Consider the following 14744-nt stretch of genomic DNA (forward strand, 5'->3'; position numbering starts at 1 on the left):
TGCCCGAAGGACACACTCATGCAAGACAAACGCAACACGGTGTTGACGGAGCGCATCGCCGCGCGCTGGGTGCGCTTGCATACGGCGCTCGTGCTGTTCTTTCTGATCGCGCCTATCCTCGCCATCATTCCGCTCTCTTTCAATTCGGGCTCGTATTTCTCATATCCGATGCAGGGCTTTTCGCTCCGATGGTACGAGCAGGCCTTGACGAGCGCCGACTGGCAGCGCGCGTTGTTGAACAGCGTCGGCATTGGCGCGGCGTCAACGCTGATTGCAACGTGTCTCGGCACGCTCGCTGCGTTGGGGCTGTCGCGCTCACAGTTCCCGCTGCGCTCGCTCATCATGCCGATCATCGTTTCGCCGATGATCGTGCCGATCGTCGTGGTAGCCGCCGGCTTCTATCTGATTTTCGCGCCGCTTGGGCTGGTGAACTCGTACCCCGGCGTGGTGCTCGCGCATGCGGCGCTCGGCACGCCGTTTGTCGTGATTACGGTGACGGCATCGCTGCTGTCGTTCGACCAGAGCCTGTTGCGCGCCGCCTCGGGTCTGGGCGCGAAACCGTGGACCGCGTTCAGTCGCGTGACCTTGCCGCTCATCACGCCCGCTGTTGCAACGGGCAGCGTGTTTGCGTTCGCAACGTCGTTCGATGAAGTCATCGTCATTCTGTTCATCGGCGGACCGGATCAGAAAACCGTGCCGCGCCAGATGTGGAGCGGCATTCGCGACTCGATCGATCCGTCCATTCTCGCGGTCGCCACCATGCTGATTGTCTTTGCAGTGCTGCTCTTTGCCAGCATCAACTGGTTGCGCGCGCGGGCGGCGGCGGCGAATCAGGCGCTAACCTGAGTGCAACCGTTGCGCACCCAGGTAGCGCTCGCGTATTCGCGTCTCACCGCTTCTGCATGACTCGTGTCAGCGCGCTGACGAATCGCACATCAACCCGCCGCCTTCAGCGCCTGCGAGAAATCCGCGATCAGATCGTCAATATCCTCGATACCCACCGACAGCCGCAGCATTCCGTCCGAAATGCCCATAGCCTTGCGCGTTTCGGCTCCGGCTTCGAAGAAAATAGTCGGCGCGACGGGAATGATCAGCGTGCGCGTGTCGCCTAGCCCCGTTGCCTTGATCGGCAATTTGAGTGCGTTGACAACCTCCGCCATGCGCCCGGCGTCGCGCAATTCGAACGACAGCAGCCACGACGCGCCCTTGAAGAGCGCCTGCGCGATGCCGTATTGCGGATGACTCTCCAACCCCGGATAGAACACTTTTCCGACAGCTTCATGTTTCTCCAGGAAACGCGCGAGTGCCAGCGCATTGTCGCTGCTTTGCTTCACACGCAGCGCAAGCGTTTCAGCGCCCATCGCGATGGAGTGCGCGTGCTCGGACGACAACGACGCCCCCATGTCGCGCAAACCCTTCTTGCGAATCTGCAGCAGACCCTGCTCTTTGGGCGCTGCACGCCGATAGTCGTCTGCAATGTTCGGATAGGCGCTCCAGTCGAACGCGCCCGTGTCGGTAACCGCGCCGCCGAGCGCGGCGCCATGACCCGCAATCGTCTTGGTCAGCGAATTGATGACGAGACTGGCGCCGACGGCTTTCGGCCGGAACAATGCCGGCGACGTAATCGTGTTATCGACCACATAAGCGATCGCGCGCTCGCGGCACAGCTCGCCAATGCGCTGCAAATCCGGAATCTGCGTACCGGGATTGGCGACGCTTTCGACGAACACCATGCGCGTATTCGGCCGTAGCGCATTTTTCACATTCTCCGCGTCGCCTGCATCGACAGTCGTGACTTCAATACCGAAGCCGCGCAACGTGCCGAACAGGCTGTTCGTGTTGCCGAACACGTACTGGCTCGACACGAGGTGATCGCCGGCGCGCAAAAGCGTCAGAAAGGTCGCCGTAATTGCAGCCATGCCCGTGCCGAAGCAGACGGTCCCGACGCCCTCTTCCAGGCTTGTAATCTTGCGCTCGAGTGCCGCTGTGGTGGGTGTGCCTTGGCGCGCGTAGTTAAAGCCGCCTTTGCGCGTGCCCTGGAACACGCCGATCAGATCTTCCACGCGCTCAAAGCCGTATTGCACGGACGTGTGAATCGGCTGGCGCACGTCGCCGAATTCGGTGCCCGCAATTCTGTCGCCATGCACGATGCTCGTGGTGAAGCCTTGCTTGTCCATCGTTTTTCGCCTCTGAAGTCGATTGCAGCGGCACATTATGGCCGCTAACCCGCGGTCATGCGATCTTCGTCGCTGCTCCTGGGGTTTCGTATTGGGATCTGCATATTATGCGCTCTGCGGCCGCTGCCCGACTGGGCCGCGTGGGCCGTCGCCGCCGCTGCGGCGGCGAAACGGGACGGCGAAACGCTACTGCGCGCACGTGAGCGCTCGAAGATCGCGCGGGTACTTCATGATGGCCGCCTGACTCCGCGTCATGCAAAATGTGCGCATCCAGGATGTGGAGGGTGCCCCGTGGGTGTGAACTTCGATTTGAATGACTTGCAGGCGTTTCGCGCAGTGGTGGAGTTAGGGAGCTTTCGCAAGGCCGCCGAAGCGGTCAGCATCTCCCAGCCCGCCCTGAGCCGCCGCATCGAAAAGCTCGAGGGAGCACTTGGCGTGCGTCTGTTCGAGCGCACCACGCGCAGTGTCACGCTCACCACCGTCGGCCGCGTGTTCGCCCCGAGTGCGGAACAACTCCTCGACGATCTCGACGTCGCGCTGCTCGGCATTCGCGATGTTTCGTCGAGCCGCCTCGGGCATGTGACTATCGCCTGCGTGCCGTCCGTGGCCTACTATTTTTTGCCGGCCGTGATCGAGAGCTATCATCGCCGCTTTCCGCGCATCCGCGTGAAGCTGCTGGATTCGAGCGCGAACGAAGTGCTGGGCGCCGTTATCAGCGGCGAGGCGGATTTCGGCGTGAGCTTCATGGGCAGCCAGGAACCCGAGCTCGAGTTCAAGATGCTGCTTGAGGAGCGCTTTGTTGCAGCGTGCCGCCGCGATCATCCGCTGGCTGGCAAAAGGCGCGTGACCTGGAGCGAGCTTTACGAGCACGAGTACGTTTCTGTGGACAAGACTTCGGGCAACCGCCTGCTGCTCGACCAGGCGCTCTCGGCGGTAGCGCCGCGCGCACCGAGCGTCTGCGAAACGCGCCATGTCACCACCATGCTCGGCCTGATAGAAGCGGGGCTCGGGGTTGCCGCGGTGCCCTCTATGGCCATGCCCGGACGCGATCATCCGATCCTCACGAGTGTGCCGCTCGTTGAGCCGGTGGTGAAGCGCCGCGTTGGAATCGTAAGACGCCGCGGACGTCCGCTGACGCCGGCCGCGCAGGAGTTTCACAAAACGATTGTCGAACTCAAGCGCGGCGGCCTTGCGAAGAGCGATGCGCCGGGCAATCGCGCATCTGCGAAAAGCGTCCCTGCGAAAAGACAGCCTGCCAGGAAAAATACACCGTGAGGTGGGCAAGACCGCTGCGTTCGCTGTACCTGCAGGTTCTGCTGGGCATGCTTGCCGGCATGGCGCTCGGCCATTTCGTGCCGCACGCGGGCGCCTTGCTCAAACCGCTCAGCGACGGATTCGTCGGCCTCGTGCGCATGATGATCGCGCCGATCGTCTTCTGCACGATCGTCTCGGGCATTACGTCGCTCGCAAGCGGTAAGGCGGTAGGCCGCACGATCTTCCAGGCATTGGCACTCTTCTATTTGCTCACTGCCGTGGCGCTCGCGTTCGGACTTGTGACCGCTTTCGTGCTGCGGCCGGGTGCGGGCATGCATATCGACGTGCATCATCTGGATGCGAGCGTGCTGGCGCAATACGTGAAGAGTGCGCAGCCGCATGGCCTTGTCGCATTTGCGCTCGGCGTCATTCCCGAAACGATGCTTGGCGCCTTCGACAAAGGCGAGGTTCTGCCGGTATTGCTGCTCTCGCTGCTGTTCGGATTTTCGCTCAATGCGTATCCGAACGCTGCAAGGCCGGTGCTCGTGCTGATCGACGGCATTGCGCAGACGTTGTTCCGCATTCTCGCGATGATCATGCGGCTCGCCCCGCTGGGCGCATTCGGCGCGATGGCGTTCACCGTGGGCCGCTTCGGCATCCGCTCGGTCGGCTCGCTCGGCATGCTGATGGGGGCCTTCTACGTGGCGTGTCTGCTGTTCATCGCGCTGGTGCTCGCTCCGCTCGCACGGCTGCACGGATTCGCGCTATGGCGGCTGCTGCGCTATGTGCGCGAGGAATTGCTGATCGTTCTCGCGACGTCGTCGACGGAGCCGGTGCTGCCGCGCCTGATCGCCAAGCTCGAGGCGCTTGGCTGCGAAAGGGGCGTGGTGGGACTGGTGCTGCCCGCCGGCTATTCATTCAATCTCGACGGCACCGCGATCTATTTGACGCTCGCATCCATGTTCATTGCGCAAGCGTGCGACGTGCCGCTTTCGGCGACGCAGATCGCCATGATGCTGGCGGTCATGCTGGTCACCTCGAAGGGAGCGGCAGGCGTGTCGGGCAGCGGGCTCGTCGCGTTGGTTGCGACGCTCACGGTGCTTCCCGATCTACCGGTGGCCGGTGTGGCGCTGCTGGTGGGCATCGACCGCTTCATGTCCGAGGCCCGCGCGCTCACGAGCGTAATCAGCAACGCGTGCGCGGTGATCTTTGTGTCGATGTGGGAAGGCGCTTGTGACCGTACGCGTCTAGCGCAGATGCTTGGCTCGGCAACGCGCGACGGCGCGAACGCTGCGAAGGACCCGGCAAGTGATACCCCGGCGCAGTCACAGGAAGGCCGCTGATGCCTGGCGCACGATGCGCCACGGGGCGACGGCAAGCCTTCCTTACGTCCGGCAACTCAATGAGTGGAAACAGTATCGAGCCCGGTCGATCTCACTTCGGCTTGTACGCCGGGCGAAGCCAGATAGTCGAGCAGCGCTTTCGCTTCCTTCGGATGCTGCGCGGCGACGGGAATGCCGGCGGCGAAACGCGTGACCGACTGTAGCGACTCGGGAATCTTGCCGACGAACGTCACGCCCTTCACCGGCAGCAATTCGCTCACCTGCTGGAAGCCAATTTCGTAGTCGCCGTTCGCCACCACCGAGGCCACCGGAATCCGCTGAATTTTCTGGCTCTTCGCCTTGACCTGATCTTCAATGCCGAGCTTCTTGAACAACTCCCGCTCGATATAGACACCGCTCGCGCTGTCCGAGTAAGCGATGGACTTCGCATGCAGCAGCGTCTGCCGCAAACCTTCGGGCGAGCTGATGTCAGGCTTCGCCGCGCCTTCGCGCACAACCATGCCGATGCGCGAATCGGCCAGCTCGACACGCGATCCGGGAATCACCTTGCCCTTCTGGATCAGGTCGTCCAGTGCATAGCCGACCATGATCACGGCGTCCGCGGGCTCGCCGCGTTCCAGCCGGTTCGGAATTGCTTCGGCGGACTTGCCCATCGACGGGCCGAGCGCGGTTTCGAGCGTGTTGCCCGTTTCGGATGCAAACCTGGGCCCGAGCGCCTTGTACGCGGCAGTAAAGCCGCCGGAGCTCATGACGTGCAGGTCGGCGGCCTGCACGTTCGCCGTGGCAGCCGTCGTCGCGACCAGTGCTGCCGCGCAGAATTTCAGAAGCAGGTTTCTCATGATCGGAATGTGTGTCGGATGATGTGAGTTTGAACAGGCGCCGCGACGCAACCACGTGGCGGCGCAGCGGCACGCGAATCAATGTGCCGGCGTCAGCGTCGGTGCGCGGCGGCGATACAGCGCGAACGTCGCGAGAAGCGCGCATACCGCGGCAAAGCTCATCCAGTAGCCGGGCGCGGCCTTGTCGCCAGTCATGTGAATGAGCGCTGTCGAGATGGCCGGCGTAAAGCCGCCGAACACCGCCGTTGCGAGACTATAGGCAAGCGAGAAGCCCGCGACTCGCACCTGCACCGGCATCACTTCCGTGAGTGCGACGATCATCGCACCGTTGTACATGCCGTACATGAACGACAGCCAGAGCAGCACCAGCAGCATGTTGATGAAGCTCGGCGCGTGAGCGAGCAGCGACAGCGCCGGGTAGGCCGTGGCAATGGCGAGCAGCGTCATGCCGACGAGCAGCGGCCGGCGGCCGATCCTGTCGGAAAGCGCTCCGCCAACAGGAAGCCACACGAAGTTCGACACGGCGACACACAGCGTGACCAGCAGACTGTCCGCGGTGCTCAAGTGCAGGACGGTCTTGCCGAAAGTCGGCGCATAGACCGTGATGAGATAGAAGCTCGCGGTGGTCATTGCGACCAGCATCATGCCGGCAATCACCACGGCCCAGTTCTGCCCCAGTGTGCGGAACACTTCGCCCATGCTCGGGCGATGCCGGCGCGCCTTGAACTCCTGCGTCTCCTCCAGATTACGGCGCAGCAGGAAGATGAACGGCACGATCATGCATCCGACGAAGAACGGAACGCGCCAGCCCCAGGCCGCAATGGCGGACGCGTCGAGCCACTGGTTGAGCGCAAAGCCGAGGCCCGCGGCGACGACAATCGCCACCTGCTGGCTTGCCGACTGCCAGCTCGTGAAGAAACCCTTGCGGCCGGGCGTCGCCATTTCGGCGAGATACACCGACACGCCGCCCAGCTCGGCGCCTGCGGAGAAGCCTTGCAGCAGCCGGCCCACCAGCACCAGCGCGGGCGCCAGAAGGCCGATTGTCGAGTAGCCCGGTACGAACGCAATCAGGATCGTGCCGCTCGCCATGATGGAGAGCGTGACGATCAGGCCCTTGCGGCGGCCCACGTCGTCGATGTACGCGCCGAGCACGATCGCGCCCAGCGGCCGCATCAGGAAACCGGCGCCGAAGACGGCGAACGTCATCATCAACGAGGCGAATTCGCTGCCGGACGGAAAAAAGACGCCGGCAATCTGCGTCGCATAGAAACCAAAGAGAAAGAAATCGAACTGCTCGAGGAAATTCCCGGCGGTCACGCGGAAAACCGCCGCGGCCTTGGAACGTCCGGGCGCAAGAGTGGAAGGCGAGGGGTGCATCGATGTGTCTCCTGAAATCCTGCAACATGCGGTGGTCCGCACTTTGCCGTTTCAGGAATGATGTCTTGTCGCCGGCAAAACGATAAGTGCAATCTTTCGAACGATTGATGTTGGCTGGTTATCAATCGTGGGCGGTATGCGCACTGCCCGGCGGCTTGTCCGGCGCCATTTTTTTCTAGCGGCGGCGCGTTGCGCGGCAACCCCGTTCTGCCGCGCAACGGCTCCTCACTGTGCGGTCGATGCAGCCGTGTCCGACGCCCCCTTCGCATGTGCGCCGCTTTGTGGCATTCGCGTGGGCGCGGTCGTCGACTTGCCGCCTTTCGACATGGAGCTCGAGCCGCCTGCACCGCCCGCACCGCCTGTATTGGGCGGATTCATGCCCGCACCGCCCTGGCCCGCACCATTGGCCCCGTTCACGCCGGCGCCGCCTGCGCCAACGCTCGTGCCGCCGCTGCCGCTACCGCCCCCGCCGCCACCGCCGCCCGCACCTTGTGCGAATGCCGTGCCGGCCAATGCCAGCACACACGCCGAGCAAAGCACTGCTTTCTGTACCGTCTTCATGCTTACCTCCCTCGATAGAACCAACGCCGGCCCGCCTCCGCGCAGGCCGGCAATCATGGTCAGATTTCAGATGTCGCCCGCAGGCAGGTCTTGCGCGCCGCGCGTGGATGACCAGTACGGGTCGCGGTTGTAGTACTGATGGATGGTGGCGCCCCACGTCGCATCCGCCATTGAAGGCCAGTGATCCTTGTCGAAGCCTGGATCGTCCTTGATGCGTTGCGCGTCGATGCTTACACGAAAGCACTTCGCGTCGGTATCCAGCGTGAGTGCATTCCAGGGTATCGCATGCAGGTTGGCGCCCATGCCCAGAAAACCGCCTTCGGACAGCACCGCATAGGCAATCCTGCCGCTGCGCACGTCGAGCATGATGTCGGAAATCTTGCCGACGTCTTCTCCGTCCGATGAAATGACCTGCGTGTCGTCGAGGGTCGCCGCCGCCATGACCTCCGGTCCCGGGCCTTCTCCGACGCCACTGCCGACAATGTCCGCACCACCCGCGCCCGATGCAGTGCCTTGCGGGTCTAATGTGCTCATGATGTCCTCCACGTTTAATAGGTGTGGACGTTGACCCGCAACGACTATGCCCGCGCTGGCACAGCCGCGCGTGCCGACATGAGGCGCGCCATTGAGCGCTGCTAAGCGCCGGCGAGCGCAGTTGAGAACAGACAATGCGAAGAGCGCGTAAAGATTTCTAGCGGTCGGAACGAGGCTACGCGACCTGCAAGCGCGCCGATTGAATTCCACCGGCCGCGCTAGAGCGCCACGCTTTCGAGCCGCGCCGCGAGAAACTCGACGAAAAGACGCGTGCGCGCCGGCAGGCGCCGCGTGGGCAGCCACAGCGCCTGCAGCGGCAGTGGCGACAGCTCGTAGTCGGTCAGAATCAATTCCACGCGCCGCTGCTGCACCAGTTCGCCGATCTGCCAGTACGCCGCCCGGCCGATGCCAAGGCCGCTCACCACCGCCTCGTTGATGGCCGCCGTGCTGTTGCTTTCGAAGCGGCCGCGCACCTGTACCGCTTCCTCCTCGCCGCGTTTGCTGCGGTAGCGCCACAGCGATGCCTCCGGCAAAGCGGAGCGGACCACGCAATCGTGCTGCTTCAGATCCGCGGGCCGCAGCGGACGCCCGCGCGCCTCGAGGTAAGCCGGCGACGCGAACGTGACTCGGCGTATCGTGCCGAGCCGCCGTGCAACAAGATTCGAGTCAGGGGTTTCGCCAATGCGGATCGTGACATCCGCGCCGCTGGTTGCCGGGTCGTCGTACTCTTCCGACAAATCCAGCGACGCCGTGAGCTGCGGATAACGCGCGAGAAATGCCGCAAGCAGCGGCGCGATATAACGCGGCCCGAACAGCGTCGGCCCGCAGATGCGCAAGCGCCCCGACACTGTGGTCGCGTATTCCGCGAGTTCGGCGCGCGCCATCGCCAGATCGGCGAGCACCTGCTTGACGCGCGCATAGAACTGCTCGCCTGGCGTGGTCAAACGGCACTGGCGCGTGGTGCGCGCGACCAGCAAGGTGCCGGCTTCGCGCTCGAGTACCTGCAGCGAACGGCTAACCGCCTGCAACGAGCGGTCGAGCCGCCGGGCCGCGCCGGTCAGGTTGCCTTCCTCGGCAATCGCGACGAACACTTCCAGGTCGCGCAGCGATCCATTATCCATTTTTGCGGGAGAAAGAGTCATTTTTCCTCCCGATTATCTATCAGGTCGGCGCGAGTAGCATACGCAGCATCGACCTCACGGAGTCCGCGCATGTCTCACAACGAAGAAAGCGCTGCCGCTGCTGCTGCGCCCGCGTCGGTCGCCACGCGCCCCTACGCGATTGCAGTCGGCATTGCGGTGCTCGGCTTGTACGCTTCGCAGGCGCTCGTGAACGATCTCGCCACATCGGTCGGGCTCGGCGCGTGGGCCAACATGGTGACCATGCTCACCTTGACCGGCTACGCCGCCGGGTTGCTGCTTCTCGTGCCGCTCGTCGACCTGTTGCCGAACAGGCGGCTCATTATCGCGACGCTCGGCGCGCAGGTGCTGTCGCTCGCCGTGCTTGCGGCTTCGCGCGATCCGGTAGCCTTCCTCGCCGCGTCGTTTTGCGTCGGCCTGACCTCGAGCGCGATCCAGATGCTTGTGCCGGTCGTCGCATCGCAAGCGCCGGAGGCCGAGCGCGGCCGCGTGGTCGGCGACGTGATGAGCGGGCTGATGGTCGGCGTGTTGCTGTCGCGGCCGGCGGCGAGCCTGATCGCTGGCGCCTTCGGATGGCGCAGCTACTATGCGATCGACGCCGCCGCGCTCGCCGCGATGTCCGCGTGGCTCTGGACGCATCTGCCCGAGCGGCGGCCGCTTCATCAAAGCTCGTATGGCGCGCTGCTCGGCTCGCTGCTGCATCTGGTCCGTGACGAACCGGTGCTGCGGCGCCGCGCGCTCTATCAAGGCTTGCTAATGGTGTCGTTCAACCTGTTCTGGACGAGCGTTGCCCTGAAGCTCGCGAACGCGCCGCTGCGGCTAGGGCATCTCGGCATCGGCCTCTTTGCGCTGGCGGGAGCGGGCAGCACGATCATCGCGCCGGTCGCGGGACGCCTCGGCGACCGTGGTCTCGACCGGCAGGCCACCATCGCCTTTCACACTATCGTGGTGGTTGCGGCCGGCATCGGCTTGCTTGGCGGCAGCGAGAGCCTGCCGCCCGCGGTATCGCTTGCGCTACTCGTGGTTGCAGCGCTGCTGCTCGATCTCGGCGTGATCGGCGATCAGGCAATGGGGCGGCGCGCGGTCAATCTGCTGAACCCGCAGGCGCGCGGCCGGGTGAACGGCCTGTTTACCGGACTGTTTTTTGTCGGCAGTGCAATCGGTGCGCTGCTCGCCGGCCCGGCGTGGGCGCTCGGCCACTGGACCGGCATCTGCATCGCCGCGGCTGCCTTTGCGCTCACAGCCAACGTGCTGCATGTATGGCAGACCGCGCCGTCTGCGCGCTCGTCGCAAACGGGCTCGGTTGCCGACCCGCGCTGCTGAACACCGCCCCTTCCCACTCGAGGAAAACCGATCATGGACGCAACCCGCTCTACCTTCCGCTACGAGACCGTCAACGTCGATGGTGTCGACATGTTCTATCGCGAGGCCGGTCCCAAAAACGCGCCGACCGTCCTGCTGTTGCACGGCTTTCCCTCGTCTTCGCGAATGTACGAACCGCTGATGCCGTTTCTCGCGCCGGAGCTGCACCTCGTGGCGCCCGACTATCCCGGCTTCGGCAGCAGCGCGACGCCCGCGCCTGAACGCTATGCGTACACGTTCGAGAATCTCGCCCGTTCCATCCAGCTGTTCACCGACGCGCTGCATCTCGACCGCTACGTTCTGTTCATGGCGGACTACGGCGGCCCGGTAGGACTCCGCCTTGCAATGGCGCGCCCGGAAAAGGTGATGGGCATGGTGATCCAGAACGCGGTTGCGCACGAGGAAGGACTCGGGCCCCTGTGGGAAACGCGCAAGGCATTCTGGCAAGACCGTGCGCAGCACGAGGCGAGCTTGCGGGCCAACCTTGCCTCGCCGGATGCGTTGAAGCTGCGGCACGTAGGCACGAGCCCCAATCAACACCGCTACGATCCGGACAACTGGCGCGACGAAGAACATTTCCTCGCACGCCCCGGACAGGCAGCCATACAAACCGACCTCTTCTACGATTACCGCACGAATCTGCAAGCGTATCCGCGCTGGCAGGCCTGGCTGCGCGAGCATCGGCCGCCCATGCTCGTGACCTGGGGCAAGTATGATCCGTCGTTCACGGTAGCGGGCGCGCATGCATATCAGCGCGATGTTCCGGATGCCGAAGTACATGTGCTCGAAGCAGGCCACTTCGCACTTGAAGAAGCAAGCGACGAGATCGCGGCATTGACGCGGCGTTTCGTGCAACGGGTGGCGGCCCGCTGAACTACGCACGTGCGCGCGGCGGCTCACCCGTTGCAGCGGTGCGGCCACGGCTATTGACTCGCAGTCCTCGATTAAAAAATTGATGTAGCGCTCGCTTTATTGTCCTTGTCAGATAGCTACCAGAGCACGCTTTTCTGACAGCCAAATAACGAGCCGCCCAGATGCGCACTGCGTTTACCGATACGGTCGAGCAGAGCTTCCCCACGCTCACGCCTACTGCCAAGCGCATTGCCGCGTACATGCTGGCGAATCTCGACCGTCTCGGTCTTGAAACGGCCGACCAGATCGCGCAGCAAACAGGCACGAGCGGCATTTCGGTGGGCCGCTTTCTGCGCAGTGTCGGCTATCGCAATCTGGACGATCTGAAACGCGAGCTGCGCGGTACGTCAACGCGCCCCTGGTTCATTACGGACCGTCTCGAGGAATATCGCAGCGAGCGTCCCCTCGACGATTCGCAAAGTCCAGGCCGTCAACGGGCCGCACTCGCGCGGTCGCTGGAACTGGAAACGGAGGCGGTACGCTATGTGTACGGCCTCGCAGAAGGCGAAGCGTTCGGCTGCGTGGCAGACCGCGTGGCCACTGCGGATGCGGTCTATATCGTCGGCATTCAGTCGACGCGTGGCATATCGAACGCGTTCTTCAGTTACCTCGAATATCTGCGGCCGCGCGTGTTCTACTCGGACGGCATGTCGGGTTCGTATGTGGATTCACTGAACTCCGAATTTGCCTCGCCGTATCTGATCGTGACCGACACACGCGCCTATTCGCGCATCGCGCGCCGCTTTTGCGAAGCCGCGGCACAGCGCAGCATCGCGTTTGCGCTCGTCACCGACATTTACTGCCCGTGGGCACGCGACTTCAACTGCGACCTGTTGCAAGTGAAAACGGATGTCGGCCAGTTCTGGGACTCGCTTGCGCCGCTCACCTGTCTTTTCAATCTGCTGCTGACCTCGATAGTCGAGCGCCTAGGCCCCGCCATCGACGAGCGCGTTGCCCGCAATCGCGAACTGCAGCACGAGCTCGATCAATTCGAATTCTGACCATGACCGACACCCCTCGTTTGATACACATTACGCGCGACTCGCATCGTGTGGACATCGACCTTGTCTACGCGACGCCACGCAACTTTACCGGCAAGCCGATCTACCGTGAAGCGCATTGCCTGCTGCTCGAGCCCGCCGAAGCCGCACTGCGCAAGGCCGTGGAGCTGGCTGAGAGCATCGGCATGCGGCTGCGCATTTTCGACGCCTACCGGCCGCCGCAAGCACAACAGATGTTATGGGATTTCCTGCCCGACCCGACGTACATCGCCGAATTGGGCCGCGGCTCGAATCACAGCCGGGGGACGGCCGTCGATCTCACGCTGATCGGCGGCGACGGCCAGGAACTGGACATGGGCACGGGCTTCGACGAGATGGTGAAAGCCTCCGAGCACTTCCACCACGGCCTGCCGCAGCACGTGCAGCGCAACCGCCTGCTGTTGCTCGGCCTGATGCACGCAGCCGGCTTTACGCACATTGCAAGCGAATGGTGGCACTACGAACTGCCCGGCTCGCGCGCGCTGCCCGTCATCGACAACAGCGAAAGCGGCCCGTTGAAGTTGATGTGACCCGGCAGGTTTGCGGCTGTCCGTTTGCAGGTTCTCTTCCTTTAGATACGGAGCGAGTATGAATCTGGTTTTGCGCAACGCACTGGCAGCGGTCGCGGTGGTCTGCACGCTGACATTTTCCGTCACCATGACAGGCAGCGCGCTCGCCGCGACGCCGAAAGACATGCTTGTGATTGCCACGACGCTCGACGAGTTCTCGACGCTCGATCCCGGCGAAGTCTACGAACTGGTGCCTGAGGAATACGTCGCGAACACCTACGACCGGCTGGTGCGCGTCGACCTGAAAGATCCGTCCAGATTCAATGGCGACGTCGCGCAATCCTGGACCGTGAGCCCCGATGGACTGACGTTCACCTTCAAGCTGCGTTCGGGCCTCAAGTTTCATTCCGGCAATCCGCTCACGGCCGACGACGTAGCGTGGTCGATACAGCGCTGTGTGCTGCTCGACAAAGGCGCGGCCGCCGTGTTGCAGGGAATCGGCCTCACCAAAGACAACGCGTTGCAGAAAGTCCGCAAGATCGACGACTCGACGGTGAGCATTACCACCGATCAGAAGTACGCGCCCACGTTCGTGCTCAACGTGCTCGGCGCGTGGCCGGCATCGGTGCTCGACAAGAAGCTGTTGATGTCGCACCAGAAAGGCAATGACTTCGGCAACGAATGGCTGCGCACCAACGAAGCGGGCTCGGGCGCGTACAAGCTCGTCAAATGGACCGCAAACGACAGCATCATTCTGCAGAAGTACGACGATTACCGGATGCCGCTTGCCATGAAGCGCATCGTGCTGCGCCACGTTCCCGAAGCGTCGAGCCAGCGCCTGCTGCTGGAAAACGGCGATGCCGACGTGGCGCGCAACCTGAGCCCCGACGACCTCGCCGCGTTGACGAAGTCCAACAAGGCACACGTGAGCGCCGTGCCGCAAGCCACGCTGCTGTATCTCGGCCTGAACGTGAAGAATCCGAATCTCGCGAAGCCTGAAGTGCAGGAAGCGATGAAGTGGCTGATCGATTACAAGGGCATTCAGACGAACGTCGCAAAGACCACCTATCAGGTGCATCAGACTTTCCTGCCGGAGGGCTTTCTCGGCGCGCTCAACAGCAACCCGTATCACCAGGACGTTGCAAAGGCGAAAGCGCTGCTTGCCAAGGCAGGTTTGCCCAACGGCTTTAACGTGACGATGGACGTGCGCAGCGCGTACCCGTACAACGAAATCGCGCAAGCCGTGCAAGCGAACCTTGCGCAAGGCGGCATCAAGGTGGAGATCATTCCCGGCGATAACAAGCAGACGCTCGCCAAGTATCGCGCACGCCAGCACGACATTTATATCGGCGAATGGTCAGCCGACTATATCGACCCGCACAGCAACGCCCAAGGCTTTGCGTGGAATCCGGACAACTCGGACAAATCCTCGTACAAGATGCTGGCATGGCGCAATTCATGGGACATTCCCAATCTGACGAAAGAATCCAATGCCGCGCTGGCCGAGTCGTCTACGACGAAACGCGCAGAGCTTTATCAGACCATGCAGAAAGAGATGCTCGCGCGCTCGCCGTTCGTCATCATGTTCCAGCAGGTCTCGCAGGTGGCCATGCGGCCCGGCGTGTCCGGGCTCGAAGTCGGGCCGATCAACGACCTGGTTTCGTACCTGCACGTGAAGAAACAATAAGCGCGCTGCG

The 14744-nt window shown here is 63.2% G+C and carries 14 protein-coding genes; 8 read left to right on the top strand and 6 right to left on the bottom strand.

What is annotated here, in order from left to right; all coding sequences use genetic code 11:
- Window positions 1–18: 18 nt before the first annotated feature.
- Window positions 19–846 (top strand): ABC transporter permease, encoded by an 828-nt coding sequence (locus JNB89_RS11415; protein ID WP_220362251.1) that lies wholly within the window; start codon window positions 19–21, stop codon window positions 844–846.
- An 89-nt stretch (window positions 847–935) separates the two neighbouring features.
- Here the strand turns inward: JNB89_RS11415 and JNB89_RS11420 are convergent, their stop codons facing one another.
- The gene (locus tag JNB89_RS11420; protein WP_220362252.1) at window positions 936–2177 is read right to left on the bottom strand and encodes a cystathionine gamma-synthase family protein; all 1242 of its coding nucleotides are present in this window, start codon (window positions 2175–2177) and stop codon (window positions 936–938) included.
- 291 nt (window positions 2178–2468) lie between these two features.
- Between JNB89_RS11420 and JNB89_RS11425 the strand changes: the two genes are divergently transcribed.
- Both JNB89_RS11425 and dctA read left to right on the top strand, forming a co-directional pair.
- Complete coding sequence (locus tag JNB89_RS11425; RefSeq protein ID WP_013342432.1) at window positions 2469–3452, top strand: LysR substrate-binding domain-containing protein; 984 nt, start codon at window positions 2469–2471, stop codon at window positions 3450–3452.
- Complete coding sequence (gene dctA, locus JNB89_RS11430; RefSeq protein ID WP_220362253.1) at window positions 3449–4774, top strand: C4-dicarboxylate transporter DctA; 1326 nt, start codon at window positions 3449–3451, stop codon at window positions 4772–4774. Before JNB89_RS11425 ends, dctA begins: the two co-directional genes overlap by 4 nt.
- Window positions 4775–4830: 56 nt before the next feature.
- On the opposite strand, the gene JNB89_RS11435 is transcribed toward dctA, so the two are convergent.
- The 5 genes from JNB89_RS11435 to JNB89_RS11455 form a co-directional block, all read right to left on the bottom strand.
- Window positions 4831–5613 carry a substrate-binding domain-containing protein gene (locus tag JNB89_RS11435; RefSeq protein WP_220362254.1) on the bottom strand — a complete coding sequence of 261 codons (783 nt, stop codon included), beginning with the start codon at window positions 5611–5613 and terminating at the stop codon, window positions 4831–4833.
- 78 nt (window positions 5614–5691) lie between these two features.
- On the bottom strand, window positions 5692–6990 hold the full coding sequence (locus JNB89_RS11440) for an MFS transporter (RefSeq protein ID WP_220362255.1): 1299 nt from the start codon (window positions 6988–6990) through the stop codon (window positions 5692–5694).
- A 225-nt stretch (window positions 6991–7215) separates the two neighbouring features.
- Window positions 7216–7551, bottom strand: coding sequence for a hypothetical protein (locus JNB89_RS11445; protein WP_220362256.1), 336 nt, complete (start codon window positions 7549–7551; stop codon window positions 7216–7218).
- A 66-nt stretch (window positions 7552–7617) separates the two neighbouring features.
- On the bottom strand, window positions 7618–8085 hold the full coding sequence (locus tag JNB89_RS11450; protein WP_220362257.1) for a PRC-barrel domain-containing protein: 468 nt from the start codon (window positions 8083–8085) through the stop codon (window positions 7618–7620).
- A 218-nt stretch (window positions 8086–8303) separates the two neighbouring features.
- The gene (locus JNB89_RS11455) at window positions 8304–9227 is read right to left on the bottom strand and encodes a LysR family transcriptional regulator (RefSeq protein ID WP_223216730.1); all 924 of its coding nucleotides are present in this window, start codon (window positions 9225–9227) and stop codon (window positions 8304–8306) included.
- Window positions 9228–9296: 69 nt separating this feature from the next.
- Here JNB89_RS11455 and JNB89_RS11460 point away from each other — a divergent pair, with 69 nt between their 5' ends.
- The 5 genes from JNB89_RS11460 (at window position 9297) to JNB89_RS11480 (ending at window position 14734) form a co-directional block, all read left to right on the top strand.
- Window positions 9297–10547: an MFS transporter gene (locus tag JNB89_RS11460; RefSeq protein ID WP_220362258.1), complete on the top strand. Its 1251-nt coding sequence runs from the start codon at window positions 9297–9299 to the stop codon at window positions 10545–10547.
- A gap of 33 nt (window positions 10548–10580) precedes the next feature.
- The gene (locus tag JNB89_RS11465; RefSeq protein WP_220362259.1) at window positions 10581–11459 is read left to right on the top strand and encodes an alpha/beta fold hydrolase; all 879 of its coding nucleotides are present in this window, start codon (window positions 10581–10583) and stop codon (window positions 11457–11459) included.
- A 161-nt stretch (window positions 11460–11620) separates the two neighbouring features.
- On the top strand, window positions 11621–12499 hold the full coding sequence (gene sapR / locus JNB89_RS11470) for a sap1 transcriptional regulator SapR (protein ID WP_220362260.1): 879 nt from the start codon (window positions 11621–11623) through the stop codon (window positions 12497–12499).
- Between the two features lie 2 nt (window positions 12500–12501).
- Window positions 12502–13068, top strand: coding sequence for a D-alanyl-D-alanine dipeptidase (gene ddpX / locus JNB89_RS11475; RefSeq protein ID WP_220362261.1), 567 nt, complete (start codon window positions 12502–12504; stop codon window positions 13066–13068).
- A 58-nt stretch (window positions 13069–13126) separates the two neighbouring features.
- Complete coding sequence (locus JNB89_RS11480) at window positions 13127–14734, top strand: ABC transporter substrate-binding protein (protein WP_220362262.1); 1608 nt, start codon at window positions 13127–13129, stop codon at window positions 14732–14734.
- The last annotated feature ends 10 nt before the right edge of the window (window positions 14735–14744 follow it).

Origin of the sequence: Paraburkholderia phenoliruptrix (assembly GCF_019511605.1) — a bacterium.
Lineage (GTDB): Bacteria > Pseudomonadota > Gammaproteobacteria > Burkholderiales > Burkholderiaceae > Paraburkholderia > Paraburkholderia phenoliruptrix_A.

Coding starts and splice junctions, on each gene's coding strand:
- ddpX (WP_220362261.1), top strand. CDS start 12,502: ATGACCGACACCCCTCGTTTGATACACATTACGCGCGACTCGCATCGT.
- JNB89_RS11420 (WP_220362252.1), bottom strand. CDS start 2,177: ATGGACAAGCAAGGCTTCACCACGAGCATCGTGCATGGCGACAGAATT.
- JNB89_RS11465 (WP_220362259.1), top strand. CDS start 10,581: ATGGACGCAACCCGCTCTACCTTCCGCTACGAGACCGTCAACGTCGAT.
- JNB89_RS11455 (WP_223216730.1), bottom strand. CDS start 9,227: ATGACTCTTTCTCCCGCAAAAATGGATAATGGATCGCTGCGCGACCTG.
- sapR (WP_220362260.1), top strand. CDS start 11,621: ATGCGCACTGCGTTTACCGATACGGTCGAGCAGAGCTTCCCCACGCTC.
- JNB89_RS11480 (WP_220362262.1), top strand. CDS start 13,127: ATGAATCTGGTTTTGCGCAACGCACTGGCAGCGGTCGCGGTGGTCTGC.
- JNB89_RS11450 (WP_220362257.1), bottom strand. CDS start 8,085: ATGAGCACATTAGACCCGCAAGGCACTGCATCGGGCGCGGGTGGTGCG.
- JNB89_RS11440 (WP_220362255.1), bottom strand. CDS start 6,990: ATGCACCCCTCGCCTTCCACTCTTGCGCCCGGACGTTCCAAGGCCGCG.
- JNB89_RS11435 (WP_220362254.1), bottom strand. CDS start 5,613: ATGAGAAACCTGCTTCTGAAATTCTGCGCGGCAGCACTGGTCGCGACG.
- JNB89_RS11445 (WP_220362256.1), bottom strand. CDS start 7,551: ATGAAGACGGTACAGAAAGCAGTGCTTTGCTCGGCGTGTGTGCTGGCA.
- JNB89_RS11415 (WP_220362251.1), top strand. CDS start 19: ATGCAAGACAAACGCAACACGGTGTTGACGGAGCGCATCGCCGCGCGC.
- JNB89_RS11460 (WP_220362258.1), top strand. CDS start 9,297: ATGTCTCACAACGAAGAAAGCGCTGCCGCTGCTGCTGCGCCCGCGTCG.